Source organism: Streptomyces sp. NPDC031132 (genome assembly GCF_055570595.1).
Genome location: NZ_JBVIGX010000020.1, coordinates 102,416 through 128,853 on the forward strand (window position 1 = coordinate 102,416; position 26,438 = coordinate 128,853).

The window sequence follows — 26,438 nt, forward strand, 5'->3', positions numbered from 1 at the left end:
TGGTGGAGCGCTGGTGATCCGTTGTTGGTTGGGGAGAGAAACGGCTAAGACCCCAAACCTGTGCCGCGGGGGTGTGCCCCTTTGGCGGTGGCGTCCCCCCCCCCCGGCCCCGCACCACGTACGACGCGACTGGAGGCATCCGCCGATGAGCCCCCCCGACGCGGCGGCCGACACGGCGCAGGCGGCGGCCGTGGCCCGTACCGCCGACCGGGCTCTCGTGGCGACGGCCCGGCACAGCGCCGGGCGCACTACCGCCGTCCTCGGATGCACGCTGAGCGCCGCCGCGGCGGCGCTCGCCGAGCCCGCAGTCCTCGGCCACACCCTCGACCTGCTGCTCCGCCGCGCCCCGTCCGGGCCCGCCTGGACACTGCTGTGCGCCGCGGTCATCGCGGCCGAAGTGGCGCTGGACGCGGCCGCCGCCCGGCTGGCCGGCGAGGTCGACGGCCGCTCCACCGCCCGCCTGCGCAGGCTCGCGCTCGCCCGGCTGCTGCGGACGGCCCCGCACCACGCCGCCCGCCACGCACCCGGCGAAACCGCCGCGCGGCTGACCGCACACGCCACCGAGGCCGGGAAGGTCCCGGCCGCCGTCGCGCACGCCGTGGCCGCACTGCTGCCGCCGCTCGGCGCGGTCACCGCCCTCTTCCTCATCGACGTGTGGACGGCACTCGCCTTTTTCGTCGGCGTGCCGTTCCTGGTGCTGCTGCTGCGGGCCTTCGCCCGCGACACCCACACCAGCATCGCCCGCTACCAGCAGGTCCAGCTCGCGACCGCCGGCCGCCTGACCGAGGCGCTGGCCGGTGCGCGTACGATCGCCGCCGCCGGCACCGCGGAGCGCGAACGCGCGCGGATCCTGGCCCGGTTGCCCGAGCTGGGCACCGAGGGCAGGCGGATGTGGCAGGTCTACGGCGGCACCACGGCCCGGTCCGCGGCCCTCATGCCGATGCTCCTGTACGCGGTCCTGGCCGTCGGCGGCATCCGCCTGTCGGCCGGGGCCATCGGGGTCGGCGAACTCCTCGCCGCCGTACGGTACGCCGGCCTCGCGGCCGGCATCGGCGCCGTGACCGGCGCACTCGCGGCCGTGGTCCGCGGCCGGTCCGCGGCCCGGCGGACCGCCGCCCTCCTGGAGTTGCCCGTACTCGGCCACGGCCGGGCGGAACTGCCGGAAGGCGGCCCCGGCACCCTGGAACTGCAGGGCGTCCGGGTCGTGCGCGGCGGTGCGACGGTCCTGCACGACGTCAGCCTCGTCATCCCCGGAGGTGCCACGGTGGCCGTGGTGGGCCGCTCCGGCGCGGGCAAGACGCTGTTCGCCGCCGTGGCCGGCCGGCTCACCGACCCCGACGCCGGCCGGGTCCTGCTGGACGGCGTGCCCTTGCGCGAGGTGACCGCCGAAGCACTGCGCCGCGAGGTCGGGTACGCCTTCGACCGTCCCGTGCTGCTCGGGGACACGGTCGGCGAGGCGATCGCCTTCGGCGCGGGTCCGGAACCCCGCCCGGAAGCGGTGCGCGCGGCGGCCCGCGCAGCGGGAGCCGACCTGTTCGTGCGGCGCCTGCCCCACGCGTACGGCACGCGCCTCGCCGACGCCCCGATGTCCGGTGGGGAGGTCCAACGCCTCGGGCTGGCACGGGCGTTCGCCCACGCGGGGCGGCTCCTCGTACTGGACGACGCCACCTCGAGCCTCGACACCGTCACGGCCCGCGAGGTGGAGCGGGCCCTCGCCCGCGAGATCCGGCCCGGCACCCGGATCGTGGTCGCGCACCGCCTCTCGTCCGCCGTCCGCGCCGACCTCGTCGTATGGCTGGAGGACGGGCGGGTACGGGCGACCGGAACCCACGGCGAGCTGTGGCAACACGACTCCGCCTACCGGGCGGTGTTCGCCGCCGACACGGAACAGGACACGGAACAGGACACGGAACAGGAGGCGGCGCGGTGACCGGGGGAGGGGCCTGGGGCCGGGTGGCCCCCGAGGGGCGGCGGTTCCTGCGCGGCCGCAAAGGGGCTGTCGGCCGGCTGGCCGCGTGGTCGCTCCTGGAGTCGGCGCACACCTTCCTCGGCGGCTACGGCGTGGCCCGCGCCCTCGACGACGGCTTCCTCGCCGGCCGCACCGCCACCGGTCTCGGCTGGCTGGCCGCGGCCGGAGCCGGAGCGCTGCTCGGTGGGTTCGCGCTGCGCGGTGTGTTCGCCGGGCTCGCGGACCTCGTGGAGCCGCTGCGCGACGGCCTGGTCCGGCGGGCGGTGCGGCAGGCGCTGGACCGGGCGGTCGCCGACCCGGCGGCCGCCGCCGACACGGGCGCCGTGTCCCGGCTGACCCAGCAGACGGAAATGGCCCGGGACTCCTTCGCGGGGCTGGTCCTCACGGCACGTTCGTTCGTGTTCACCGCCGTGGGCGCCTTCGCCGGCATGGCCGCCCTGGCGCCCGTGCTGCTGCTGGTCGTGCTGCCGCCCCTGCTGCTGGGCGTGGCCGCCTTCCTGGCCACGCTGCGCCCCCTGGCCTCCGTACAACGCAGGTCCCTGGACACCGACGAAGCGCTGGCCGACCGGGTGGGGACGCTGGCCGAGGGCCTGCGCGACATCGTCGCCTGCGGGGGACGGACCGCCGCGGAAGCCCGGGTGGAGCCCGTGATCGCGACCCAGGAACGACTGGCGCGCACCCTCGCGGGCTGGGCGGCCCTGCGCACCCTGGCCTTGGGCACGGCGGGCCGGCTGCCGGTGATCGCGCTCCTCGCGGCGACGCCCTGGCTGCTGGGCCGCGGGATCACCGCCGGTACGCTGGCCGGCGGCCTCACGTACCTGGTGCAGGCCCTGTTGCCCGCTCTCAACTCCCTGATGTCCGCGCTGGGTTCGGCCGGAACCCGGCTGCTCGTGGTCCTCGAACGGTTCAGCGGGCCGGTGCCGCCGGACCCGGTCGGCCATGGCCCGGTGAAGCCCCAGCCGCCCCGGCCGGCCGGCCCGCAGACCGACGCCGCGGCCGAGCTCCGGGGCGTCACCTTCGCCTACGGTCCCGGCGCGGCTCCCGTACTCGACGACCTCGACCTGGTGGTGCGCCCGGGGGAGCACCTTGCGGTGGTCGGACCGAGCGGAATCGGCAAGTCCACGCTGACCGCCCTGCTCGCCGGAATGCTGTCACCCGACACGGGTTCCGTCCTCGTCGCCGGCGAGGCCGCCCGCCGGGGCCCGGGGGCCAGCGGGCCGGACCCGCGGCGGACCCTGCTGCCGCAGCAGGCCTACGTGTTCACCGGCACCGTACGGGAGAACCTGACCCATCTCGCCGCCGCCCCGGGCACCCCCCGGCCCGGCGACGCCCGAGTGCAGCGCGCCGTCCGCGCCCTCGGGCTGGACGGGCTGGTGGCACGGCTCGGCGGCCTGGACGCCGAGGTGTCCCCCCGGCTGCTGTCCCGGGGAGAGAGCCAACACCTCGCACTCGCCGCCGCCTACCTCTCGCCCGCTCCGCTGCTGCTGCTCGACGAGGCCACCTGCCACCTGGACCCGGCTGCCGAGGAGCGTGCCGAACGGGCCCTCGCGGACCGTCCCGGCACCCTCGTCGTCGTGGCCCACCGCGTCTCGTCCGCGGCCCGCGCCGACCGGGTCCTCGTCCTCGACGGGACCCGCGCCGTCTGCGGCACACATGAAGAACTCCCCGCCAGGTCACCCCTGTACCGCGATCTGGTGGGGAGGTGGAACCAGGCCGCGGACGAGTGACACCGCCGTCGTGCCCGTCCGCGGCGCCCGCGGATCAGACCCAGCCGGCCCGCCGGGATATCCGGATCGCGTCGATGAGGTTGCGCGCTCCGGTCTTACGGGTCGCCGCGGCCATGTAGTTGCGTACCGTCCCGCTCGCCAGGTGCAGGGTGCAGGCGATCTCGGCGATCGAATCGCCCTCCGCGGCCCGGGTCAGCACGCTCAGCTCCCGCGGGCTCAGCGGCACGGGGTCGGCCTCCATGAACGCGGAAGCCAGCGAGGCGTCGATGAACCGTTCCCCCGCGGCGACCTTCCGGACCGCCCGTACGAGCCGCCCCGGCGAGCCGTCCTTGTCGACGTAGCCGCGCGCCTCGGCGCGGAAGGCGCGGTGCAGCAGCCCGGGCGCGCCGGTCGACGCGAGCACCAGGACGGTGGACGGGGGCGCGAGGACCTGGGGGTCCGCGCGCCCGTCATCGGCGAGGATGGCCGTCGTCCCCGGACAGTCGAGGTCGACGACCGTCACATCTGGTCGTAACGACTCGGCCTGGCGTGCCGCGGCCCGCCAGCCCGCCGACGTGACCTCGAAGGGCCCTTCGGATCTCAGGAGGGCGGCCAGTGCCGACCTGACCAGGCTGACGCTGTGCAGGACGAGGACCTTCGTCATCGTGTGTGCTCCTCGGTAGACGTACCAACGGCACCACGGGTGCCCCCATACAGGGCTGATGGAACGTCACTGCGGGGGGCGTGCAGGGGCGTACGGGCAAGTTGGCCGAGATGCCCACGGATTCGGCTTCCCTTCGGCGGGTAACCCCCTTGAGGATCACCGGAGGCCTTGGAGACGCAGGGCGACAGGGTGTGCCGGGGGGGTGGGGGGGCGGGAACGGCGGCTTTCGCATGCGCCGGTGCGGCCGGCCCCTGCCACGCCGGAGGTCCCGTGTGTCGCTCCTCCTCCTCTGGGCATGCGCGTGGGAGTCCATGCCGCCTACATCCGCCGAGGAGACATGAACCACGCTCTTCGCTTGCTCACCGTCCTGGGAGGCTCGATCCTCCTCACCATCGCGGCCGGATGGGCCGCCGACCTGCTGCTGCGCCGAGCCGACGCACGGCACCCGGAAACGCCCCTGTGGAACTCGCTGCGCCGCTGCCGCCCGGCCCTGCAGATCGTGCTGCTCGCCGCACTGCTCAGGGGAGCCCACCGGCAGACCGCGTGGCGCCCGCTGCAGGAGAACGAGGCCTTCGTCGGGCGGGCCCTCTCGCTCGCGCTGATCGGCGCCGGCGCCTGGCTGATCGTCGGCGTGGCCTCGGCCGCCGTCGAGTCCGGCTACGCCCGCTACGCTGCCGGCACCCGCGACCCCGCCAGGCTCCGCAGGGTCCGCACCCAGATCACCCTGATCACGCGGGTCGTGACCGCCGTCGTCGCCGTCATCGCGGCCGCGGGGATGCTCCTCACCTTCCCGAGCTTCCGCGCGCTCGGCACGTCCATGCTCGCCTCCGCGGGCATCATCGGAATCGTGGCCGGCGTCGCGGCCCAGTCCACCCTCGGAAATCTCTTCGCGGGGTTCCAGATCGCCTTCGGCGACATGGTGCGCATCGGCGACACGGTCGTGGTCGCAGGCGAGTGGGGAGTGGTGGAGGACATCACCCTCACGTTCCTCGCCGTGCGGACCTGGGACGAGCGCCGCATCACCATGCCCGTCTCGTACTTCACCACCCGCCCCTTCGAGAACTGGTCCCGGGGCGGCGTCCAGATGACCGGCACCGTCTTCCTCCACTGTGACCACAGCGCTCCCGTGGACCTCATCCGCGACAAGGTGCACGAGATCCTGCACCACTGCACGGAGTGGGACGGCCGCGGCTGGGACGTCGCCGTCACGGAGACGACTCCCTCCACCATGGTCGTCCGCGCGATCGTCACGGCCAAGGACGCCGACGACCTGTGGACGGTGCGCTGTGCCGTACGGGAACAGCTGGTCGCCTGGCTCTCGGAGAAGCACCCGGACGCCCTGCCCCGCCTGCTCATCGGGCCGTCGCCGGAGCCCGGGACGGGTCCCGCTCACCCGTAGGCGACCGTCACCTCACGGAAGCCGAGGGACCGGAGGAGCCCCTCCAGCATCGCCGTGGTGTTCTTCTCGGCGCGCTCCCCGAGACCGCTGTCGCGGGCCGCTTCGTCGATGTGCTGCGCGGCGAGCTTCTGCACGGCCTGCTCACCGGCCGGGTTGTCGGAGAACAGATCCCCGATCCGGTCCAGCAGGCCGCGCTGCTTCGACACCGCGTACGAGCGGTTCGGGTCGAGGGCGGCCGTGCCGAGCACCGCGTGCGGCAGCCGGATCGACGCCTTGGTGCGGTCGCCGTTCACGGAGACGTTCCGCTCGCCCAGCCCGCCCAGGTCGACGTAACCGCTGACCGTGCCGGCCCCCACGTACAGGGTGCGCGTTCCGCGGATGGCGTCCGGCAGGAACGCCGCGTCCTTCTCCAGGTCCACGACCACCTGGAAGTTGCCGACCGCGGCCTCGTAACGGTCCATGTCCTGGATCGACTTGAGCAGAGCCGGGCCGGAGCGGTCCCGGGTCTCCTCGCCGAAGAGGCTGCCGATTCCCGGAACCAGGCCGAAGCGCGCCACGAGCACGATCAGCACCACGACCACCACGAGAACGGCCGCGATCCGCCCCCACCACGGGCGGCGCGAGCCGCCCGGACGATCCGAAGAGGTTTCCATACTCCGCGAATACCCCGTGGACGCCCCGCCAGCCCGCGCATCCGGCACCTCGCTACGGCAGGCGCCCCGCACGGAGGGGAGCCGAGTGCGCGCGAACCTGTTCGGGCGTCAGGTACGCGTCGGTGTGCTCGAACTCCCGCAGCGCCGGTGGCCTCCACGCCTGGAAGCCCGTCCGCACGAAGTCGTCGCCCGCAACCGCGTTGAGGAGCCAGTTCGTCAGCACCCTCGTCCTGGCCACATGGGTGCGCAGCGCCGCCCAGTGGTACCCCCGCGCCACCGCCTGCGCGGGCAGTCCGCGCAGCTCGATGCCGAGCGGCCTGGAGACTCCGTCGCGTCCGCCCAGGTCCACCACGAGCCCCAGGTCCTCGTGCCGATAGGGCCGCAGCGGCCGGTGGCGCAGGGTCGCGACGAGGTTGTCGGCGGCCGTGCGCCCCTGCCGCTGGGCGTGCTGGGCCGTGGGCGGGCAGACGGCCCCGTCCCGGCCCGCGGCGAGGTCGGGGACCGCGGCCGCGTCTCCGAGCGCGAGGACTCCGGGATGGCCGGGCACCGTCAGGTCGGGGGAGACCACGAGCCGTCCGCGGTCGGTGTCGGCCTCCAGGGTGGCGATGAGCGGACTGGCGGCCACTCCGGCGGTCCAGATCAGGGTGCGGCTGGGCAGGACACGCCCGTCGGTGAGCGTCACCTCTTCCGGCCCGGCCTTGGCGACGGACACGCCGAGGGACACCTCGATGCCGCGGCGCCTGAGCACGTCCAGCGCCGATGCGCCGAGGGCCTCGCCGAGCTCGGGCATCAGCGTCGGCGCGATGTCCACGAGGTGCCAGCGGATCTGGCGCGGGTCCAGGCGCGGGTAGCGCCGGACCGCGTGGTGGGTCAGCCGCTGCAGGCAGGCCGCCGTCTCGGTGCCGGCGTAGCCGCCGCCCACGACGACGAAGCAGAGCCGGGACGCCCGCTCCGCCTCGTCCTCGCACGCATCGGCGAGGTCGAGCTGCGCGATGACGTGATCGCGCAGGTGGGCGGCCTCGGCGAGGGTCTTCATGCCGCGGGCGTGCTCGGCGAGCCCGGGGATGTCGAAGGAGCGGGTGATGCTGCCCGGGGCCAGGACCAGGTGGTCGTAGGGCAGCGGGGTCAGCTCGCCCGAGATCTTCCGTACGACGCACACCTTCGCCCGGGTGTCCACGCCGACGGCGCCGCCGGGAACGATGCGGGTGCGGTGCCGGCGGCTGCGGCGCAGGGACACGGCGATCGACTGCGGGGTCAGCACCCCGGCGGCCACCTGCGGGAGCAGCGGCAGGTACAGCTGGAAGGAGGACGGGGTGACGAGGGTGATCTCCGCCTCGGCGGGGGAGAGGCGCCGCTCCAGGCGGCGTACGCACTCCACACCGGCGAAGCCGCCGCCCACCACCAGGATCCTCGGACGTGCCACGGCTGCCACGGATGTCATGGTGTTTGTTCCCTTCCCGGGCCTGCTCGGTCCACTGACTCCTGCGCGTGTGCCCCGGAAGCGCGAGTGCTACCGGTGGCGGGCCAGGGTGCGGACGAGGACGAGGAGGGCGAAGGCGATGACGATCAGGTGGACCCAGGCGGGGCCGGGCGCCGGGGTCAGGGCCAGGGAAGTGAGCGCATTCGATGTCATACTGCGCGGTTGCCCCGGTCTCACGGAATGACGCTCCCGTGCGGGAGCACAGGGCCGGCGGGCCGCCGGGTCACCGGCCGGTGGGCCTGCCCGAGGTCAGCCGCGATGCCTCGATCTCGGCCCAGACGGCCTTGCCGTTCTCGTGGACGTGGGTGCCCCAGCGATCGGAGAGGCGCTGCACGATGTACAGGCCGTGTCCGCCCGGGAGGCCGCGCTGCGGCGACGGGTGGCGGCGGGGCAGCGTCGTCGAGCCGTCGAAGACCTCGATCCGCAGGACCTCACCGGCGGAGACCACGAGTTCGATGCAACCACCCGCGTGCAGTGACGCGTTGGTCAGCAGCTCGGACACGAGGAGCAGGGCGTCCTCGGAGGTTCCGGTGCCGTCCCAGCCCCAGTCCTGCAAGGCCCGTCGTGTGAAGTCACGGCCCTTGGCGACGTGCCCGCGGACGCCGGAGAGGGCCAGCCGCCGGCGCTGCACGACGGCGGAAGGCCCTGCGTGCAGTGGATCGCCGGTTCCCGGTCCGATGGTTTCCACTGTGGTACCTCACCCCCACCGTTGACACTGGTCTCTCTGCTCGTCGGGACCCTTGTGGTTCCGATCGGCCCCCCGCCCGGTCCCTTCACGGTCCCGGTGTCGCGGACCTCGCGCACGTCCCCGTGGGTGGGGACACTCGAGCATGACCGTGACAGTTTAGGGGAATCGCCGCTCTCAGGAGCATGTCATGTGCATCCTCAGAGTGAGGCCGCTGTCCGAGTCTCGGATCTCGACCAGGTCGCACAGCTGATGGATCATCCACAGGCCGCGGCCTCCGTTGACCGATGCCAGGGTGGGGCGGCGGCGCCCCGCCAGCGGGTCGGTCAGGTGGCCGGCGTCGCGGATCTCGGCCACGACCCCGGTACCGCCGGTGCGCCACAGCCGCAGGGAGCCGCTCCCGCCGCCGTGGGCGAGGGAGTTGGCTGCGGCCTCGCTGACCGCGAGGATCAGATCGCCGCGCCGGGCCGCGCTCAGGGCCGTTCCGCGGGCCCAGGCCTCGGTGTACGCGCGCACCTCGCCCAGTTCCCCGAAGGTGTAAGCGAACCGGGTCACGCCCCCGTCGGGTTCGGGCAGGGGGCGATCGCAGTCGGCGCTGACCATCGAGGCGTCGGTGTACTCCGGGCTGAGCAGGTTCTTGTCCTCCACGATGACGGTGGGATGGGTACGCCGGGCATCGGACACCACCGCGGCCGGCAGCCCCAGGACGTCGTACGGGCACAGGATGGTGGCCTGCCGTCCCGCGAAAGCGGTGTTGATCAAGGCCTCGTGCCGCGTGGCCTCCAGCACCTCTGCCTGCGTGCGGCCCGGCCAGATCGGCTCGCCCACGATCCGGGCGGGCCGGCCCTCCTGCCGGTCGGCGAATTCCTGCAGGGCGGCCAGGATGCGGCCGGGATTGCGGCCCAGCTGCGCCATGTCCGTCCAGGTGACCCCGGCCGCGCCGACGTCGAGGCTGTCGCGCAGGGCGTCCAGCCCCGGGCCGGGCACGGCCACGAGCACCGGTTCGTCGGCCGCGAGGGCGGCCCGTACGAACCCGCCCACGCCCGCCAGGTACTCCGCCTGGCCTTGGTAGAACAAGGCGGGGTGGACGAAGTCCCCGGGGGCGGTGGACGCAGATCCGTTCATCATGCTGCGACCTCCAGCGCGGCACATTCGTCCGGGAACATCTCCACTACCTTGCGGAGCGAGTATGGCGGGTGGTGGAGCAGCAGACGACGGCCCTGCCCCCTCACGGTGGCGTTCGCCTGCACCAGGGCGGCGACGGCGGCGGCATCGAGGAAGGCCACGCCGGAGAGGTCGAGATGGACGACCGGGCCGGGGATCCGGATGACGACGCCGAGCGCCGCGGCCAGGATCGGCCGGGTGCCGAGGTCGCAGCTGCCGTGCAGCAGAGCCCCGGGGCGGTCACGCAGCGGCTGGGCGGTGAGCGGCCGCGGCGCCCCGCTCCCGTCGTTCCCGGCGCCCGCGCACCGTACGACGGCGTCCGCCCACATCACGTCGTCGTAGAGCGCCTGCGCGCCGACGGGCGGGACGGAGCCTTCGTGTCGGTGGGCCGATGCCATGTCCGCTGCCTACACCGAGAGCATGCCGGCGCGCAGCCGGGTGAGCGTTCGGGACAGCAGGCGCGAGACCTGCATCTGGGAGATGCCGAGTTCGGCGCCGATCTCGGCCTGGGTCTTGTCCTGGCCGAAGCGCAACTGCAGGATCAGCCGGTCGCGTTCGTCCAGCTGCTCCAGCAGCGGGGCGAGGGTGTGGAACTCCTCGAAGAGCTCCAGGGCGGGGTCGACGTCACCGAGGCGGTCCGCCAGCGGCCGCGTCGTCCGGCTCGACGAGGTCGCGGGCTCGTCGCTGTCCGCGCCGGCCGTGTCCAGGGAGCCACTCGTGTAGCCGTTGGCGGCGACCAGTCCGTCGATGACCTCTTCCTCGGTCAGTTCGAGGTGCTGGGCGACCTCCTTGACCGTCGGGGCCCGACCCAGGACGTCGGTCAGGCTCTCCTGGGCCTTGGCCAGCTCCGTACGCAGTTCCTGCAGACGGCGCGGGACGTGCACGGCCCAGGTGGTGTCGCGGAAGTAGCGCTTGATCTCACCGGTGATGTACGGCAGGGCGAGCGTGGAGAACTCGACCTCGCGCTCCGGGTCGTAGCGGTCGATGGCCTTGATGAGACCGATGATGCCCACCTGGATGATGTCCTCGATCTCCACACCCCCGCCCCGCACCCGGGCGCGGAAGCGCCGCGCGGCGAACTGCACGAGCGAGAGGTTCATCTCGATCAGGGTGTTGCGGGCGTACTGGTACTCGCGCGTCCCCTCTTCGAGGTCGCGGAGCCTCGCGAAGAAGAGCTTCGAGAGCTCACGCGCGTCGCCAGGTGCCATCTCCCGGGCGTTCTTCACCTCGGGCAATGCCACGTCCTGCGGTGGGGCTCCCGCGGTCCCGTCGGCGGGTACAGAGGGCGTGATCTGCACGTCTGTGGCACGAACGGGGCTTACTGCGGTGGCCGAGCGAGACATGGTGGCCGTTCCCTCCCGATTGACTGACGGCTGCCCGGGTGCTCATGCCCCGGTTCCTCGTTCTTACACGGCCCGCGCGAAATCCTTTTGCCGGACGCCCGCCGGCGGGGCCGTGTCGGCTACTGGGTGCGGTGTGCTCGGTCCCGGCGCTTCCGTACGGCCACGGGGAAGGCATACTCCCTTGCGGAGGCCGTACAAGTGACGATCCGGGGAGGCGGACATGACCGGAGCAGGGGACACGCACCACGAAGGCGTGGTCGGGGACGGCTACCGGGCCGGAGCCGGTTGGGTGGTGGCCGCGCACGGGGAGCTCGACCAGGACACGCTGGCCCCTCTGGAGCAGGCCCTCGCCGCCGCCGCGGACCGGCACCGACTGGTGGTGCTGGACGTGGGCTCCGTCACTTTCGGCGACTCGTCCTTCCTGAACCTGCTGCTGCGGGTGCACCATCTGACGGCCCTGCGGATCGCCGCCCCCGGGGACCAGCTCCGCCGGCTCTTCGCCCTGACGGGCGCCGATACGGTGCTGTCCCTGTACCCCAGCGTCGAAGAAGCGGTCGGCGGGTCATGACCGGCGCGGCCCGCCCCGGTCGGCCGGCGGGCCGGTGTGGGGGTCGGCCCCGCCGTGGGGGCGGAAACAGGCCGTGATCGCCTTGCCGCCGTGACACGCGTGGATGTCCCACGAGTCCGCCAGGGTGGTGACGATCCCCAGCCCCCGGCCGGAGGTGGCGCCGGCATCGGCTTCGGCGTCGGCAGGCCGCGCGCCGGGCAGCCGCGGATCGGAGTCGGCGACGCTGACATGGAGGCACCTGCCGTCCCACGTCAGTACGAGGTGGGCGGTGCCGGCAGCGTGCAGGTGGGCGTTGGTGACGAGTTCGGAGACGCTCAGGAGTACGGAGTGCACCGTGTCCGCGGCCGAGTCGTCCCAGTGCAGCGACGCCAGGTGCGCGGCGGTCCACTGCCGCGCCGCCCGCACGCCCCTCGACACCGGAAACGAGCGTGCCCAGCCCACGGCCTTGACCGACAACGCCCTCACCCCTTTTCATCGGTTGTGTCCTTCGTCACCCTTTCGTCTACCCTCGGTCCGCCCCCGCACCCGCGGCTACCGCGTCAGTGTGCGGAAGCGTTGCTTCAGAGTGATCCGCCGTGCCATAAGGTCCTTCCGGTCGGCGTTAACCTTCGTCGACCGGTCGTTTGGCGAGGGGTTGACGGATGGCTGAGCGGACGGGCCCGCAGTCACTGAGCGGTTCGCCGGGGCACGCGGACGGGACAGGGATCGGCGAACCGGAGTTGCGCCGGCTGCTGGCCGGTCTGACGGCCGTACGGGACGGGGACTTCCGTACCCGGCTGCCCGATACGTCGGACGGACTGCTCGGTGAGATCGCCACGGTCTTCAACGGGATGGCCGATCAGCTGTCGCTGGTCACGTCGGAAGTGACGCGGGTGGCCCGCGAGGTGGGCACCGAGGGGACCCTGGGCGGCCAGGCCGACGTACCCGGAGTCGGCGGCGCCTGGCTGGACCTCACGGATTCGGTCAACTTCATGGCCGGAAACCTCACCGACCAGGTGCGCTCCATCGCCCAGGTCGCGACGGCCGTGGCCGAGGGCGACCTCTCGCAGAAGATCACCGTCACCGCGCGCGGGGAGATCCTGGAGCTGAAGGAGACCATCAACACGATGGTCGACCAGCTCTCCGCCTTCGCCGGGGAGGTCACGCGCGTGGCCCGCGAGGTGGGCACCGAGGGCCGGCTCGGCGGCCAGGCGGACGTCAAGGGCGTCTCCGGTACGTGGAAGGACCTCACGGAATCGGTCAACGTCATGGCCGACAACCTGACCGCACAGGTCCGTTCGATCGCCCAGGTCACCACCGCGGTGGCCCAGGGCGACCTGACACAGAAGATCCGGGTGGACGCGCGCGGGGAGATCCTGGAGCTGAAGGAGACCATCAACACGATGGTCGACCAGCTCTCCGCCTTCGCCGCCGAGGTCACGCGCGTGGCCCGCGAGGTGGGCAGCGAGGGCCGGCTCGGCGGCCAGGCCGAGGTGGAGGGCGTCTCCGGAACCTGGAAGCGACTGACCCAGAACGTCAACGAACTGGCCGGGAACCTCACCCGCCAGGTCCGGGCCATCGCCGAGGTCGCCAGCGCGGTCGCCGAGGGCGACCTGACCCGCTCGATCACGGTCGAGGCCTCCGGCGAAGTCGCCGAACTCAAGGACAACATCAACTCGATGGTCGGTTCGCTGCGCGAGACCACCCGGGCCAACCAGGAACAGGACTGGCTCAAGTCCAACCTGGCCCGGATCTCGGGCCTGATGCAGGGCCACCGTGACCTTTCCGTCGTCGCCGCACTCGTCATGGACGAGCTGACACCGCTGGTCGCCGCCCAGTACGGCGCCTTCTACCTCGCCGAGGACCGCCCCGGCGGCACCGTCCTCACCCTGGTCGGCTCCTACGGCCGCCCCGCAGGCACCGGCGAGGGCACCGCTTTCGCCCTCGGTGAGTCCCTCGTCGGACAGGCCGCCCGCAGTCACCGCATCATCGCCACGGACCAGGTTCCCGGCGACTACGTCATTTCCTCGGGGCTGGGCCGCACCACCCCGGGCAGCCTGATCATCCTGCCGATCGTGGTGGACGACCAGGTCCTCGGTGTGATCGAGCTCGCCTCCTTCACCGCCTTCACCCCCGTACACCGGGACTTCCTCGGGCAGTTGCTGGAAACCATCGGCGTCAACGTCAACACGATCGTCGCCAACGCCCGCACCGACGAGCTCCTCGGGGAGTCCCAGCGGCTGACCGGCGAACTGCAGGCACGTTCGGCGGAACTCCAGGTGCAGCAGGAGGAACTCCAGCGCTCCAACGCGGAGCTGGAGGAGAAGGCGGCCCTCCTCGCCAGCCAGAACCGCGACATCGAGGCCAAGAACCTGGAGATCGAGCAGGCGCGGCAGGAACTGGAGGACAGGGCCCAGCAGTTGTCGCTGGCCTCGAAGTACAAGTCCGAGTTCCTCGCCAACATGAGCCACGAGCTGCGCACACCGCTCAACAGCCTCCTGATCCTCGCCCAGCTGCTCGCCCAGAACCCCACCCGCAACCTCAGCCCGAAGCAGGTCGAGTACGCGGGCGTCATCCACTCCGCGGGGTCCGACCTGCTCCAGCTGATCAACGACATCCTCGACCTGTCGAAGGTCGAGGCCGGAAAGATGGACATCAACCCAGAGGCGGTGTCCCTTCCGCAGCTGCTCGAGTACGTCGACGCCACCTTCCGGCCGATGACCACGCAGAAGAGCCTCGACTTCACCGTCACCACCGCCCCCGACGCCCCGGACGCCCTGCACACCGACGACTCACGGCTGCGGCAGGTCCTGCGCAACCTGCTGTCCAACGCCGTCAAGTTCACCGAGCGCGGCGGCGTCGAGCTCCGGATCGAACCGGCCACGGCGCCCGAGGTCCCCGCCGGGCTGCCCGGCCACGGGCCCGTGGTGGCCTTCCGGGTACGGGACACGGGCATCGGCATCCCCGAGCAGCAGCTGGCCTCCGTCTTCGGCGCCTTCCAGCAGGCCGACGGCACCACCAGCCGCAAGTACGGCGGCACCGGCCTCGGCCTCTCCATCAGCCGCGAGATCGCCCAGCTCCTCGGCGGCGCCGTCACCGCGGAGAGCACACCGGGACAGGGCAGCACCTTCACCCTCTACCTGCCGGTCAGGTGGGCGGGGTACGAAAAGGACGCGCTCCCCGAGGTGGCGACCCCCGCCTCACGCGCCGCGGCCGGACCCGCCGAAGCGGGTCAGGCCGGTACGCCGGCCGTCCCCGCGCAGCGGCAGGCCCGCCGCCTGCTGGTGATCGAGGAACGCCAGGGCGGCCTGCTCTCCCTCGTCGCCGAGAGCGCCGACCGGGACTTCGCCCCCCGCCACCGGCCGGCCGGGGACCTCGGAGGCATCCAGGTCGTCGGCGTCACGAGCTCGCGGGAAGCCGCCGCCGCCCTCGCATCGGATTCCTTCCACTGCGTCGTCCTCGAACTCGACATGCCCGACGGCGAGGCCCTGCGCTTCCTCGACGCCCTCGACGGAGACCCGGCCCTCTCCTCCCTCCCCGTCCTCGCGCACAACAACCCCCGTCTGAACACGGGCCAGGAGACGGCGCTGCGGGAACGGGCCGCATCGCGCCGCCTGGAGCTGCTGTCCAGTCTGGACGAGCTGCGCGAACGCATCGTGCTGCACCTGTCCGCGGACCAGCCGGGGGACGTACTGCCCTTCGTCCACGCGGGCGCGGAGCGGGCGCAGACCCCCGCCCACGTGCTCGACGACGGCCTGGCCGGACGCACCGTCCTCGTCGTCGACGACGACGCGCGCAACCTGTACGCCCTCAGCGGCGTGCTCGAACTGCACGGTGTCCGTGTGCTCCACGCGGAAGACGGGCGCAAGGGCATCGAGACGCTCACCCGCAACGAGGGCGTCGACCTCATCCTGATGGACGTGATGATGCCGGAACTGGACGGGTACGCGGCGACCGCCGAGATCCGGCGGATGCCGGCCCACGCCGGCCTTCCCATCATCGCGGTCACCGCCAAGGCGATGCCCGGTGACCGGGAGAAGAGCCTCGCCGCTGGGGCCAGCGACTACGTGACCAAGCCGGTCGACGCCGACGACCTCATCGCCCGCGTCCGGCACTGGCTCACGAGATGACCCCCGCCCCGCCCACCCCGTCCGCCCGCGCAGCCACCCCACGGCCCGGCCGCCAGACCCGGGACCGTCCCAGCAAGGAGCCGGAAGCACCGTGAGCACCCCCGACACACAGTGGCACGGCGATGCGCGGGCACCGGAAGCGCTCACCGAGGAGCCTTGCCGCACGATGGTCCCGCACCAGGCCCCGACCCCCTTGGGACGCCTCGTTGCCACCGTCGAACGCCTGCGCGGCGAGGTGCGGGCGGCGCACGCGGCCGCCGACGGCAGGGCCCTGGTCGAACTGGCCAAGGGCATCCTGATCGGACAACTGAGCTGCACCCCCGCCGCGGCGGCACGGCAGCTGGACGAGCTGTCCCGCGAGACCGGGCTGTCCCCGCTCGACCTCGCCGCGGACATCGTCAACCAGGCCGCCCGCGACCACGTCAGCGAGGTCGCCGCCGAGTTCGTCGAGCGCACCGGCACGCTCGGCCCGGCCAAACCGTCCACCAGGGTGGCGGTCCGGCTGCGCACCGCCGAGAGCGGGATGCTGGCCGCCGCCGACGACACCCAGGCGGTGGCCGAATCCCTCCTGACGAACGCCCTCAAACCCTTGGGGGCGATCGCCGTGGCCGTGTGGACCGCGGCTCCCGACGGCTCCCTGGCCCTCGCCGGGTACGCCGGGTTCCCGCCCGGGGAGGCCGCCCGCTGGCGCCACGTCCCCCCGGGCGTCTCCACCGTCGCCCGCCTCGCGCTGCGCGAGCGCCGACTGGTCACCCTCGCCCGCCTGCAACGCGAAGGGCTGCCCTCGATCGCGCACCTGCACTGGCCCGACGGCGGACGGATGGCCGTACCCGCCGGAACGGGCGGCCGCATCCACGGCGTCCTCGAAATCTGCTGGCCGCAACCCCTGGCGCCGCAGCCCCCGCAGATCGAGCGCCAGGTCGAGGCCCTCGCCGAACTGTGCGCCCGCACCATGGACACCTCGCCCCCGGGCGATCCCGACCTCCCCGACGCGGTGCTCCCGGACGTCTCGGAGCTGATCGACCTCGCCGAGGGACTGCACGACCCCGCCGTCATCCTCACCCCCGTGCTCGATCCCGAGGGACGGCTGACCGACTTCCGCATCCGCCACGCCAGCAGCCGCTTCGTCGACCCCGCCGGACGGCAACGCGCCGACGTGAACGGCGCCCTGCTGCTGGAGGCCTATCCGATGGCCGCCGGCGAGAACGGGCTGTTCGACATCATCGAGCGCGTGCACGCCACCGGCGAACCCTTCAGGGCCGAACGCATGAGCCTGACCGCGCTCGTCGACCAGATCCCGCTGACCTCGGTCGCAGACATCAGCGTCAGCCGGCACGGTGCGGCCGTCCTGCTGATCTGGCGGATCGAGGACGAGACGGCACGACTGGCCGACCTCCTCCAGCACGCCCAGCGCCTGGGCCGGATCGGCGGCTTCGAGGAGAACCTCGTCACGGGCGAGATCACCTGGAACGCCCAGCTGTACGCGCTGCACGGCCTGCCGGCCGGCGCCCCGCCCGTACCGCTGCGGGAACTGCCCGGCTACGCCCACCCCGACGACTCCGCCGCCCTGGCGACCTTCCTGCGGGCCGTACTGCGCTACCGCCGCCCCGCATCCGTCGATCTCCGCCTGCGCAGGTCCGACGGGATCACCCGCCACATCCGCGTCGTCGCCGAGCCCGTCCTCGACGCCCACCGGCGCCTGCACGCCGTCCGCGGCGCCTACCAGGACATCTCCGCCCAGCACTGGACCGAAGTCGCCCTGGCCGCGACCCGGGACCAACTCGCCCACACCGCGGCCGAGTCCGCCGAACGCAACCGCCTCACCCTCCAGCTCCAGCACGCCATCATGCCCCCCACCCCGCCGGCCATCGAAGCCCCGGGCCTGCGCGTGGCCGTCCGCTACCGGCCCGCGGAGTCCGAGTCGCTCGTCGGCGGCGACTGGTACGACACCGTGGTCCTGCCCTCCGGGCTGATCATGCTCTCCGTGGGAGACGTCGCCGGACACGGCATCGAGGCCGCCACCGGCATGGTCGTCCTGCGCAACGCCCTGCGCGGCCTGGCCGTGACCGGCGCGGGCCCCGCCCAACTGCTGTCCTGGCTCAACACGGTCACCCACCACCTGGCGAAGCACGTGACGGCCACCGCCGTCTGCGGGCTCTTCGACCCCCGTACCCGGGTGATGCGCTGGGCGCGCGCCGGACACCTGCCGCCCGTGCTCGTCCGCGACGGCGAGCCCGAAGCCTTCCCGCTCATCGAGGGCCTGCTCCTCGGAGCGCTGCCCGACGTCACGTACATCGAACGGGAAGTCCAGTTGGAACCGGGCGACACCCTGCTGATGTTCACGGACGGGCTCGTGGAGAGGCGGGATTCCTCGGTGGAGGACTCCCTGGGTCACCTCGTGAGCGCGGCGGCCTCCGTGGACGGCGACCTGGACCACCGGTTGGACCGCCTCCTCGCCGAGAGCCGCTCCGACACGGACGACGACACCTGCGTCATCGGGATCCAGGTCGGCTGACCCCGCCGACCGGCCCCGGCGGGCGTCACCGCTGCGTCATGCCGGCCGGGGGTTCGGGATCGGCCGTCACGATCTCGGGCTCCAAGCCCTGGGCGGGCGTGGTGCGGCGCCGGCCGATGTCGCTGCGCCACGCCTCGAAGGCGAAGGCGGTGGCGGTGACCACCGCGAGGCCGAGCAGCCAGCCACCGATCACGTCGCTCACCCAGTGCACGCCGAGCGCGACCCGCGTGCAGCCGACGCCGATCACCGAGGCCACGGCGAGGACCCACGGCAGTGGCCGCCAGGCCCGCCGGACCAGCGGGATCAACACCAGCAGCAGCACGGCGCAGGACGTGGTGGCCGTCATGGCGTGCCCGGAGGGAAAGGAGAACCCGGGCGCGTGGGCGACGGGATCGGGCAGGTGCGGCCGGGCGCGCTCGACCGCGTTCTTCGCCAGCAGGCCCACGAGCCCCCCGGCCGTCGCCGTGCAGGCCGCCCACGCGGCCAGCCGCAGCGCCCTCCGCCACAACAGCCACACCACCACCGCGGCCACCAGCAGACGCATCGTCAACGGGCCCCAGACGACCTGCGTGAGGAACTCCAACACCCGCACCCAGGAGGGATGGCCGAGCACGGTACGGTGCAGCCGCTCCGCGGCGCCCTGGTCGAGCCGGTGCAGCGGAGCCCACTGCGACTCCACCAGAACCAGGGCGAGGGAGAACGGCACGGCCGCCAGGGCGGTGGCGGCCGACGTCACCGCCAGCCGAGCCCCGAACCGGGCATCGGGCCCGCCGCGGCGCTTCATACCCCGGGATCCTTCGTGACCGGGCCGGCCACCCCCGCCCGTACCGCCTCGAGCTGAGCGGCGAACGACAGGCCGAGGAAGAGGGCGAGCGAGGTCAGGTACGACCACAGCAGCAGCGACATGAACGCGCTGAGCGGCCCGTACACGGTGGTGAAGGAACTGCTCGCCCCGACGTACAGGCTCAGCCCCCACGTCGCGCCGAGCCACAGCACCAGGTAGACGCCGGCGCCGAAGGCCAGCCAGGTGTAGCCCGGCTGCGTACGCCGGGGGGAGCGGCGGAAGACGGCGCTGGTGGCGACCACGGCCAAGAGGGTCCCGACGGGCCAGCGCAGTACGTCCCACACCCGGTGCGCGGCCGCGCCGAGGTGGTAGGTCTCCGTCATGGCGAGGCCCAGGTCGGACCCGAGGACGGTGACCGAGAAGGCCAGCCCGAGGGGCAGCCCGGCCAGCAGCGCCATGACCAGCCCGCGGCTGTACTTGTGGAGGAACGGGCGGTCGCGCTCCACGCCGTAGATGCGGTTCGCGCCGCGCTCCACCTGGCACATGCCGGTGGTGACGTTGGCGATCGAGAACAGCAGGCCGAGCCAGAGGGCCGCCTCGCCGCCGTCCCCGGCCTGGCGGTGGCTTTCGCGCAGGGCGTCGTCCACGACGTCCTGGCTGGGGCCGCTGACGATCCGGCGGATCGTCAGCTCGGCCATCCGCCCGATGTCCTCGGTGTGCAGCACTCCGGACAGGCCGATGAGCGCGATGGCGAGCGGCAGGATCGCGAGGACCGTCTGCAGGGCCAGGGCCCGGGAATGGCTGAACCCGTCGGCGTAGCGGAACCGGATGAAGGAGTCCCGTACGAGGTTCCAGCCGCCGTGGCGGCGCAGCGCGGCCCATGCCTCCTCACCGGAGAGGCCGTCGCCCTCTCCGCGCGACTCGGCTTCGGCCGCCTCGACTTCGCTGCGCGGCGGTACCCGTGTGGCTGTGCCCATGACCGTTCCTCCCGTCCCCTGGATCTTCCGCGCGGGCGCGTGGGTTCAGTCCCCGGCGGAGAGGGCCGCCGCCCCCTGCGCCCCGTCCGTCATCCGCTCGTCCGGCGTACCGCTGCGCGCGGGCACGGGCAGGCACACCCGGAGCGCCCCCGGCTCGACCTCGGCGGTCACCCGCGTACCGGCCGGGAACGCGTCACCGTCGAGCTCCCGCGGCTGAGTACGGGCGAAGCGGAGCTCGATCCGGGCCGCACTGAAGTACTCCAGCGCTCCGCGTGCCACCCGCCGCCCGGACCCGCCGGGAGCCGGCCGGGCCCGCCCGCCCGTCGTGCGGGAGGCGAGGTGCCCGGCCGCCGCCAGCCACCCTCCGGCCCCGCGGGGGTCGAGCAGCACCACCTCCAGCCGGCCGCTGTCGGGCCGCGCGTCCGGGAGGAGCGGCAGCCCGCCCTGCAGCGAGCCGACGTTGCCGATGACGACCATGCGGGCCCGCCGCTCCAGCGGGGCAGCCCCGTCGAGCCGGATCGACAGCCGCATCCGGGGATCGCGCAGATGACGCAGGGCGGAGAAGACGTACGCGGCCCAGCCCAGGCGCTCCTTGAGCCGAGCCGAGGCGTCCCGCACCATGGCCGCGTCGAAACCGGCGCCCGCCATGACCACGAACCTCGTCGGCGCGAAGCCGTCGCCGCTGACCCGGCCCACGTCGAGCCCGACGGCCTCTCCGGACAGGGCCTCCTGCAGGGCGGCCGCCGGATCGGCGGGCAGCCGCAGGTTGCGGGCCAGGAGGTTGCCGGTGCCGCAGGGCACGATCGCCAGGGCGATCCCGGTGCCGGCCACCACGTCGGCGCAGGCCCGTACCGTGCCGTCCCCTCCGCAGACCACGACCAGGGAGATGTCCGCCTCGGCCGTGCGCACGGCCAGGGAGCCGCACGGCTCTTCGGCGGAGGTCTGCTCCCACACCTGGTCCGCGTACCCGTGGCTGCGCAGCACGGCCCGTACGCGGGCGGCCGTTTCATCTCCGCACGCGTGCGGATGGCGGACCACCACGACCCGGCCCCGCGCCCCGGACGACGTCCCACCGCCGTCCCCGCCGCCGCCCCCCGGCCGGGCCGCGGGCAGGCGGGGTCGGGGCGCCGGCCCGGGTGCGGCCCCGGTGCCCGGCAGCAGCAGCGCGTACGCCACGACGAGGAGCGTGCAGGCGCCGTTCAGCAGCCCCGCCACCACGTCCGAGGGATGGTGCATGCCCCGGTAGACCCGGGAGCCGGCCACGGCCAGGGGGAGCAGCAGGAGCACACCCACCACGACGTTCCGCCGGGCACCGCGCAGTCGCCCTGCCGCGAGCACGGCCAGACCTCCGAAGAGCGCCACGGAGGCCCCGACGTGCCCGGAGGGGAAACTGGACGTCGGCGGCGCCGCGTCCAGGTGGGGCACAGAGGGCCTGGGCCGCTCCACCACGAGCGTGACGAGCACGAACACGGCGGACTGCGCGGCAACGGAGACCGCCAGGAACACCGCCTCCCGCCATCGGGGCACGCGGGGCACCCACACCAGTGCCACGCAGGCCAGGAGCGTCAGCACGATCACGCTCCCGGTCCCGGCCAGCAGGGACATCGCGTCCGAGAACACGGTGGCGGGCACACCGCGCCGGGCCGCCAGGGCGCGGTTGACCCCGTCCTCGGCGGACAGTGGCCACCGGTCTGCCAGGGGCCCGCTCACCAGCAGGCCCAGGCCCGCGACGCTCGCCGCCTGCAAGGGCAGCAGCAGGAGAAGGCGGCCCGGTCTCGTGTCCGCGTCGTGTGCGTTGCTCATTGACGGCGTGTTACCCGGAAGCGCCCGGTCATGCGTACACCGGCGCCGGAGCCCCGCCCACGGCCTGGGCATCGTCCGGGTTTCGCCGGCCTCACCCCCCCGATGATCCAGCCGCGTTGATCACGGCGCCGGGGTCAGGCGGTGCGGATGGCCGTCAGCAGGCGGGGGCAGCGGGTGCTCATGTCCTGGGCGGACTGGTCGGGGTGGGCGATCCACCAGCCCATCAGGGCGCTGACGGTACCCGTCCACACGTGCTTGAGCGCGTCGGCGTCGAGGGGGTCCTCGTTGCCGTGGCCGCTCAGCAGTGCCGCGGTGCCGGTCGCGGCGAGCCCGTCGATGGCCTCGCGGTGCCGCTGGGCGGCGAGGCGCAGTTCGGATCCCGGCGGCAAGGTCCTGTCGTAGAGGACGAACCAGGCGTGCCGCCGGTCTTCGAGGGCCGTGAAGAGCCCGGTGAGGACGGTGTGGGGGAGCTGCTCCTCGGCAGCGGCGGCCGGCGCGCCGGACATCGCCTCGTCGATCGCCGCGATGACGCGGGCGGCGGTGTGTTCGAGGCAGGCGAGGTAGAGCCCGTCCTTCGAGTCGAAGTAGGCGTAGAGCATCGGCTTCGTCACGCCCACCCGCCGGGCGATCGCAGCCATCGACGCGGGCGCGTGTCCGTGCCGGCCGAACTCCTCCGTCGCGGCGGCGAGGATCTGTTCCTCGCGCTCGGCGCGCGGTACTCCCTTCGTCCCCGCCGGTCTGCCCCGGCGCCTGCCCGGGGGCGGGGAGGTGGTCGGTGGGGTGACCGGTGCGGCGCCGGCGCTTGTGGAGTCCATGAGTCGAACTATACGGTGGAGTAAATTACCAAGCGGTAAATTACCGGGGGGTTATATCGCCATGGCTGTCGAGACCGTGCCCGCCGCTCCTCTCGCCTCGCCCCGACGCCGCTCCTGGTGGGGCTGGGGCGCCGCTGACAAGGCCTTGCCCGACAGGGAGTGCGTCGCCCTCGGCGCGCTGGTCCCCGGTGCGGCCGACACCCCGCTGCCGGTGCCCGACGTCCGCTCCGTCGATCTGCCGAAGGCCCGTGTCACCCCGCCGTCCTCCCTAGCCCACCTGATGTCCGACACCCCGCCGGACCGGGCCTCCCACACCTACGGCAAGGCCTACCGCGACGTCGTACGGGCCCTGCGCGGCGACCTCGGGGCGGCTCCGGACCAGGTCGCCTTCCCCCGCTGCGAGCAGGACGTCGTGGACGTCCTGGACTGGGCCGAGAGCGCGGACGTGGTCGTCGTGCCCTACGGAGCGGGCAGTTCGGTGGTCGGGGGAGTGGAGTACCGCGGGGACCGGCGCGGCGGCGTGGTTTCACTCGACCTCGCCGCCCTCGACCGCGTACTCGAGATCGACACCGCCAGCAGGGCGGCGCGGATCGAGGCGGGCGTGCTCGGGCCCGACCTCGAAGCCCAACTGCGGCCGCACGGGCTGACCCTGCGCCACTTTCCGCAGAGCTTCGAGTTCTCCACCCTCGGCGGCTGGCTGGCGACCCGGGCCGGCGGCCACTACGCCACGCTCCTCACCCACATCGACGATCTGACCGAGTCCTTGCGCGTGGTCACCCCGGCCGGCGTCAACGAGTCGCTGCGCGTGCCCGGTTCGGGTGCGGGCCCGTCCCCGGACCGACTGTTCCTGGGGTCGGAGGGCACGCTCGGCGTGATCACCGAAGCGTGGATGCGGCTGCAGGACCGGCCGCGCCACAAGGCCTCCGCCTCGGTCCTGTTCGACGACTTCAAGGCCGCGGCCGGTGCGGTCCGCGCCATCGCTCAGTCGGGCCTGCACCCGGCCAACTGCCGGCTGCTCGATCCGGGCGAGGCGGCGCTCGCGGGCGTGGCCGGGGGCGGCCGGAGCGTACTCGTCCTCGGGGTCGAGTCCGCGCACGTCCCCGTCGCCGACCGCCTCGCCGAACTGGTCGCCCTGGCGCAGGACCACGGCGGTTCGCCGGCCGGGACCCCGCCCGCGGCCGGCGGCCCCACCGCTGGACCTGCCGACGACCCCGCGGCCGACGCGTGGCGCTCCGCGTTCCTGCGCATGCCCTACCTGCGCGACGGACTCGCGCGGATGAGCGTGATCAGCGAGACCTTCGAAACGGCCTGCACCTGGGACCGTGCCGACGCCCTGTACGAGGCCGTGCAGCGGGACCTGGGCGCCGTCGTACGCAGGGTCACCGGCGCCGAGGGGATGATCAACTGCCGTTTCACCCACGTCTACCCTGACGGACCCGCCCCCTACTTCACCGTCATCGCCCCGGCGAGGCGCGGCTCGGAGGTCGCGATGTGGGACGAGATCAAGTCCGCCGCGATGGACGTGCTCGGCGCACACGGGGCGACCGTCACCCACCACCACGCCGTCGGCCGCGACCACCGGCCCGGATACGACCGGCAGCGCCCGGAGCCGTTCGCCCGGGCGCTGCGGGCCGCGAAACAGGCGCTCGACCCGGCCGGGATCCTCAACCCCGGAGTGCTCTTCGACCCGGAGCGGAGCTGAGCGGACGGCCCACCCGCGACGCCGGACGGGGGGATGACCGTCACCGCCGCGGCGGCCGAGATCGGCATCACCACCTGAGCGCGTCAGTCGGCCTCTTCGGCCGACTGGCGCGCTCGCCGGTCAGCGCCTTGTTCAGCTCTGTTCCCGCTCCACCGGGAGCCACAGCTCGGCATCGGCTTCGGTCCCGTCCGAGGACAGGCGGGTGCGCAGGATCTCGGGGCCGGGGCGACTGCGGTACGGGTTGGACGGAAACCACTGCGTGAACACGTCCCGCCACAGCTCCTGGACGGCCTGTGGCGCCGGCCCGGAGGTGGTGAAGACGGCCCAGACGCCTGCCGGGACCGTGAGTACCGTGGTGTCTTCGGGGGCGGCCGCCGACGTGATCACCCCTTGGTGGAAGTCGAGCTCGGTGCCTTGGGCGCGGCTCGGGTCCAGATCGTCGCAGACCGCGACGATGCCTTGCGGCTCCTGGTCCGACAGCTTCTCCAGACGCCCCAGGACCTGCGGGTCGATCCCGCGGACGAAGTCGATGATCGCCTGGTTCGGCCCCGCGTGCACCAACGGCACCCGGGCCTTGAGGCCGACGACCTTGAAGTCCGGCCTGTCCACTACGCGATAGCGCATGCTGCTGCTCCCTTCGACGGTGAGGCGGAAGGTCAACCGGGGCTGGGAGACGAGCGGGGAGCCGATACGCCGGGCCTCACCGGGGCCCACTGCGTGCATGGCCCGGAACGCCCGGGCGAACGCCTCCCCCGAGCCGTAGCCGTAGCGCACCGCGATCTCCAACAAGGACTCACGCCCTGCGAGCACCTCGGCGCCCGCGACGGTGAGCCGACGGCGCCGTACGTACTCCGACAGCGGCATGCCCGCGAGCGCGGAGAACATCCGGCGCAGGTGGTACTCCGAGGTGGCCGCGATGCGAGCCAGCTCCGCCACGTCGATCTGCTGGTCGAGGCGGCGCTCGATGTACTCCAGGCTCTGGTTGAGACGCTCCAGCACTCCCGGTCTCCTTCCTCTTTGGCGATCACCACGCTAAGCATCGGACCCCCTGCCGTACCCGACATCCTGTGCCCGTTCGAGTCGGGTACGCGGGGCAGCCCGGCTCCGGCAACCCAGGCGCCAAATCGCCCGGGAGGCGCGCACGCGAACGGGCCGGCGCGTACGACGGCGGCGAACGGACCGAACCACAGCCCCGGGCCCTACGCTCGGGGCATGAGGCATCGCGACCGAGCCCCCGAGGTTCAGAACGTACGGAACGCGGCCGCAGAAGGCACGGCCCGTCGACTCGTGGTCCTGCGGCACGCCAAGAGCGCCTGGCCGGACGGGGTGCCCGACCGTGACCGTCCGCTCGGGCCGCGCGGGCTGCGCGACGCGCCCGCCGCCGGCCGACTGCTGGCCCTCTCCTTCGGCGTGCCGGATCTCGTGCTGTGCTCCCCGGCACGCCGCACCCGGGAGACCTGGGACCTGGCTGCGGCGGAGCTGGACCGCACGCCGCCCGTCCGGCACGACCCGCGCCTGTACGCGGCGGACGCGCGGGACCTTCTCGACGTCGTCCGCGAAGTCCCTCCCGAGGTGGGCACCTTGCTGCTGGTCGGGCACAACCCGGGCCTGGAGGATCTGGTGCTGCTGGTCGCCGGGGCCGCCGTGGGGGATGCCTTGGAGCAGGTCCGCACCAAGTTCCCGACCTCGGCCGTGGCCGTACTGAGCCCGCAGGGCCCCTGGTCGGACCTCGGCCCGAGGGGCGCACTGCTCACGGACATGGCCGTCCCCCGGGGGTAGCGGGAGGGGCGGGGCGCCAGGCCGTGGAAGGTGTCGCGGTGGGCGTGGAAGGCAGCCCTCGAACGGCCTCGTTTCCTTCGATCCCGAGGTGGCTGCGGTATCCGGCCGGGCTCTCAAAGGGTACAGCCGGACACGTTCGGTGAGATTCGGGCGTCATGGGGGTGACTCGCCCCATAGGGCGCACGTCACACACGAACCGGGGTAGTAGCTTCCCGAGGGCCCGGTACGGCGTCCTCGTACCGGCTCCGACCTGCGCGGATCTCTCGGGGGCTGCCCGGCGGTCGTGGGCCTCTGGCTGCGAGGGTCGCTAGTAGGTGGGGTCG

General features: G+C 73.2%; 22 protein-coding genes. 8 read left to right on the plus strand and 14 right to left on the minus strand.

Annotated features, from left to right (window positions below; translation table 11 throughout):
* Window positions 1-145 precede the first annotated feature (145 nt).
* On the plus strand, window positions 146-1,930 hold the full coding sequence (locus ACZ49B_RS26235; RefSeq protein ID WP_468310406.1) for an ABC transporter ATP-binding protein: 1,785 nt from the start codon (window positions 146-148) through the stop codon (window positions 1,928-1,930).
* Window positions 1,927-3,696 carry an ATP-binding cassette domain-containing protein gene (locus tag ACZ49B_RS26240; protein WP_468310409.1) on the plus strand — a complete coding sequence of 590 codons (1,770 nt, stop codon included), beginning with the start codon at window positions 1,927-1,929 and terminating at the stop codon, window positions 3,694-3,696. The genes ACZ49B_RS26235 and ACZ49B_RS26240 overlap by 4 nt, the downstream gene beginning before the upstream one ends.
* A 34-nt stretch (window positions 3,697-3,730) precedes the next feature.
* Here the strand turns inward: ACZ49B_RS26240 and ACZ49B_RS26245 are convergent, their stop codons facing one another.
* Window positions 3,731-4,339, minus strand: a complete 609-nt coding sequence (locus ACZ49B_RS26245; RefSeq protein ID WP_468310412.1) for a response regulator transcription factor — start codon at window positions 4,337-4,339, stop codon at window positions 3,731-3,733.
* Window positions 4,340-4,676: 337 nt separating this feature from the next.
* Between ACZ49B_RS26245 and ACZ49B_RS26250 the strand changes: the two genes are divergently transcribed.
* The gene (locus ACZ49B_RS26250) at window positions 4,677-5,738 is read left to right on the plus strand and encodes a mechanosensitive ion channel family protein (RefSeq protein ID WP_468310415.1); all 1,062 of its coding nucleotides are present in this window, start codon (window positions 4,677-4,679) and stop codon (window positions 5,736-5,738) included.
* Here ACZ49B_RS26250 and ACZ49B_RS26255 read toward each other — a convergent pair.
* The 7 genes from ACZ49B_RS26255 to ACZ49B_RS26285 form a co-directional block, all read right to left on the minus strand.
* The gene (locus tag ACZ49B_RS26255; RefSeq protein WP_468310418.1) at window positions 5,729-6,391 is read right to left on the minus strand and encodes a DUF4230 domain-containing protein; all 663 of its coding nucleotides are present in this window, start codon (window positions 6,389-6,391) and stop codon (window positions 5,729-5,731) included. The two genes, ACZ49B_RS26250 and ACZ49B_RS26255, sit on opposite strands and share 10 nt — an antisense overlap.
* A 52-nt stretch (window positions 6,392-6,443) precedes the next feature.
* Window positions 6,444-7,814: an NAD(P)/FAD-dependent oxidoreductase gene (locus ACZ49B_RS26260; protein WP_468310473.1), complete on the minus strand. Its 1,371-nt coding sequence runs from the start codon at window positions 7,812-7,814 to the stop codon at window positions 6,444-6,446.
* A gap of 87 nt (window positions 7,815-7,901) precedes the next feature.
* Window positions 7,902-8,024, minus strand: a complete 123-nt coding sequence (locus tag ACZ49B_RS26265) for a hypothetical protein (protein ID WP_260145957.1) — start codon at window positions 8,022-8,024, stop codon at window positions 7,902-7,904.
* Window positions 8,025-8,094: 70 nt separating this feature from the next.
* Window positions 8,095-8,559, minus strand: a complete 465-nt coding sequence (locus tag ACZ49B_RS26270; RefSeq protein ID WP_468310421.1) for an ATP-binding protein — start codon at window positions 8,557-8,559, stop codon at window positions 8,095-8,097.
* Between the two features lie 174 nt (window positions 8,560-8,733).
* Window positions 8,734-9,684 (minus strand): anti-sigma factor RsbA family regulatory protein, encoded by a 951-nt coding sequence (locus ACZ49B_RS26275; protein ID WP_468310424.1) that lies wholly within the window; start codon window positions 9,682-9,684, stop codon window positions 8,734-8,736.
* A complete protein-coding gene (locus tag ACZ49B_RS26280) occupies window positions 9,681-10,118 on the minus strand; it encodes an STAS domain-containing protein (RefSeq protein WP_468310426.1) in 438 nt (145 codons plus the stop codon). The genes ACZ49B_RS26275 and ACZ49B_RS26280 overlap by 4 nt, the downstream gene beginning before the upstream one ends.
* 9 nt (window positions 10,119-10,127) lie before the next feature.
* A complete protein-coding gene (locus ACZ49B_RS26285) occupies window positions 10,128-11,063 on the minus strand; it encodes a SigB/SigF/SigG family RNA polymerase sigma factor (RefSeq protein ID WP_468310428.1) in 936 nt (311 codons plus the stop codon).
* A 220-nt stretch (window positions 11,064-11,283) separates the two neighbouring features.
* Here ACZ49B_RS26285 and ACZ49B_RS26290 point away from each other — a divergent pair, with 220 nt between their 5' ends.
* A complete protein-coding gene (locus ACZ49B_RS26290) occupies window positions 11,284-11,631 on the plus strand; it encodes an STAS domain-containing protein (protein WP_468310431.1) in 348 nt (115 codons plus the stop codon).
* Here ACZ49B_RS26290 and ACZ49B_RS26295 read toward each other — a convergent pair.
* Window positions 11,626-12,048: an ATP-binding protein gene (locus ACZ49B_RS26295; protein WP_468310434.1), complete on the minus strand. Its 423-nt coding sequence runs from the start codon at window positions 12,046-12,048 to the stop codon at window positions 11,626-11,628. The genes ACZ49B_RS26290 and ACZ49B_RS26295 overlap by 6 nt on opposite strands.
* Window positions 12,049-12,272: 224 nt before the next feature.
* Here ACZ49B_RS26295 and ACZ49B_RS26300 point away from each other — a divergent pair, with 224 nt between their 5' ends.
* Both ACZ49B_RS26300 and ACZ49B_RS26305 read left to right on the plus strand, forming a co-directional pair.
* Window positions 12,273-15,740: a HAMP domain-containing protein gene (locus tag ACZ49B_RS26300; RefSeq protein ID WP_468310437.1), complete on the plus strand. Its 3,468-nt coding sequence runs from the start codon at window positions 12,273-12,275 to the stop codon at window positions 15,738-15,740.
* Between the two features lie 91 nt (window positions 15,741-15,831).
* Window positions 15,832-18,255 (plus strand): SpoIIE family protein phosphatase, encoded by a 2,424-nt coding sequence (locus ACZ49B_RS26305; protein WP_468310439.1) that lies wholly within the window; start codon window positions 15,832-15,834, stop codon window positions 18,253-18,255.
* Window positions 18,256-18,280: 25 nt separating this feature from the next.
* Here the strand turns inward: ACZ49B_RS26305 and ACZ49B_RS26310 are convergent, their stop codons facing one another.
* From ACZ49B_RS26310 to ACZ49B_RS26325, 4 genes are all read right to left on the minus strand, one after another.
* Window positions 18,281-19,039, minus strand: a complete 759-nt coding sequence (locus ACZ49B_RS26310) for a phosphatase PAP2 family protein (protein ID WP_468310442.1) — start codon at window positions 19,037-19,039, stop codon at window positions 18,281-18,283.
* Window positions 19,036-20,016, minus strand: coding sequence for a YihY/virulence factor BrkB family protein (locus ACZ49B_RS26315; protein WP_468310445.1), 981 nt, complete (start codon window positions 20,014-20,016; stop codon window positions 19,036-19,038). Before ACZ49B_RS26315 ends, ACZ49B_RS26310 begins: the two co-directional genes overlap by 4 nt.
* Before the next feature lie 45 nt (window positions 20,017-20,061).
* Window positions 20,062-21,819, minus strand: coding sequence for a bifunctional phosphatase PAP2/diacylglycerol kinase family protein (locus ACZ49B_RS26320; protein ID WP_468310448.1), 1,758 nt, complete (start codon window positions 21,817-21,819; stop codon window positions 20,062-20,064).
* 134 nt (window positions 21,820-21,953) lie between these two features.
* Window positions 21,954-22,634 carry a TetR/AcrR family transcriptional regulator gene (locus ACZ49B_RS26325; protein WP_468310450.1) on the minus strand — a complete coding sequence of 227 codons (681 nt, stop codon included), beginning with the start codon at window positions 22,632-22,634 and terminating at the stop codon, window positions 21,954-21,956.
* A 61-nt stretch (window positions 22,635-22,695) separates the two neighbouring features.
* Between ACZ49B_RS26325 and ACZ49B_RS26330 the strand changes: the two genes are divergently transcribed.
* On the plus strand, window positions 22,696-24,336 hold the full coding sequence (locus tag ACZ49B_RS26330) for an FAD-binding oxidoreductase (RefSeq protein ID WP_468310453.1): 1,641 nt from the start codon (window positions 22,696-22,698) through the stop codon (window positions 24,334-24,336).
* 132 nt (window positions 24,337-24,468) lie between these two features.
* On the opposite strand, the gene ACZ49B_RS26335 is transcribed toward ACZ49B_RS26330, so the two are convergent.
* Window positions 24,469-25,335 carry an AraC family transcriptional regulator gene (locus tag ACZ49B_RS26335; RefSeq protein WP_468310456.1) on the minus strand — a complete coding sequence of 289 codons (867 nt, stop codon included), beginning with the start codon at window positions 25,333-25,335 and terminating at the stop codon, window positions 24,469-24,471.
* 213 nt (window positions 25,336-25,548) lie between these two features.
* On the opposite strand from ACZ49B_RS26335, the gene ACZ49B_RS26340 reads away from it, so the two are divergent.
* Window positions 25,549-26,115, plus strand: coding sequence for a SixA phosphatase family protein (locus ACZ49B_RS26340; protein WP_468310459.1), 567 nt, complete (start codon window positions 25,549-25,551; stop codon window positions 26,113-26,115).
* Window positions 26,116-26,438: the final 323 nt, after the last annotated feature.

What these genes read in the sequence shown, in the direction of transcription:
- ACZ49B_RS26245 (WP_468310412.1), bottom strand. Translation starts at nt 4,339, where the DNA reads ATGACGAAGGTCCTCGTCCTGCACAGCGTCAGCCTGGTCAGGTCGGCA.
- ACZ49B_RS26290 (WP_468310431.1), top strand. Translation starts at nt 11,284, where the DNA reads ATGACCGGAGCAGGGGACACGCACCACGAAGGCGTGGTCGGGGACGGC.
- ACZ49B_RS26265 (WP_260145957.1), bottom strand. Translation starts at nt 8,024, where the DNA reads ATGACATCGAATGCGCTCACTTCCCTGGCCCTGACCCCGGCGCCCGGC.
- ACZ49B_RS26255 (WP_468310418.1), bottom strand. Translation starts at nt 6,391, where the DNA reads ATGGAAACCTCTTCGGATCGTCCGGGCGGCTCGCGCCGCCCGTGGTGG.
- ACZ49B_RS26330 (WP_468310453.1), top strand. Translation starts at nt 22,696, where the DNA reads ATGGCTGTCGAGACCGTGCCCGCCGCTCCTCTCGCCTCGCCCCGACGC.
- ACZ49B_RS26315 (WP_468310445.1), bottom strand. Translation starts at nt 20,016, where the DNA reads ATGGGCACAGCCACACGGGTACCGCCGCGCAGCGAAGTCGAGGCGGCC.
- ACZ49B_RS26325 (WP_468310450.1), bottom strand. Translation starts at nt 22,634, where the DNA reads ATGGACTCCACAAGCGCCGGCGCCGCACCGGTCACCCCACCGACCACC.
- ACZ49B_RS26300 (WP_468310437.1), top strand. Translation starts at nt 12,273, where the DNA reads ATGGCTGAGCGGACGGGCCCGCAGTCACTGAGCGGTTCGCCGGGGCAC.
- ACZ49B_RS26280 (WP_468310426.1), bottom strand. Translation starts at nt 10,118, where the DNA reads ATGGCATCGGCCCACCGACACGAAGGCTCCGTCCCGCCCGTCGGCGCG.
- ACZ49B_RS26250 (WP_468310415.1), top strand. Translation starts at nt 4,677, where the DNA reads ATGAACCACGCTCTTCGCTTGCTCACCGTCCTGGGAGGCTCGATCCTC.
- ACZ49B_RS26310 (WP_468310442.1), bottom strand. Translation starts at nt 19,039, where the DNA reads ATGAAGCGCCGCGGCGGGCCCGATGCCCGGTTCGGGGCTCGGCTGGCG.
- ACZ49B_RS26285 (WP_468310428.1), bottom strand. Translation starts at nt 11,063, where the DNA reads ATGTCTCGCTCGGCCACCGCAGTAAGCCCCGTTCGTGCCACAGACGTG.
- ACZ49B_RS26235 (WP_468310406.1), top strand. Translation starts at nt 146, where the DNA reads ATGAGCCCCCCCGACGCGGCGGCCGACACGGCGCAGGCGGCGGCCGTG.
- ACZ49B_RS26275 (WP_468310424.1), bottom strand. Translation starts at nt 9,684, where the DNA reads ATGATGAACGGATCTGCGTCCACCGCCCCCGGGGACTTCGTCCACCCC.
- ACZ49B_RS26340 (WP_468310459.1), top strand. Translation starts at nt 25,549, where the DNA reads ATGAGGCATCGCGACCGAGCCCCCGAGGTTCAGAACGTACGGAACGCG.
- ACZ49B_RS26320 (WP_468310448.1), bottom strand. Translation starts at nt 21,819, where the DNA reads ATGAGCAACGCACACGACGCGGACACGAGACCGGGCCGCCTTCTCCTG.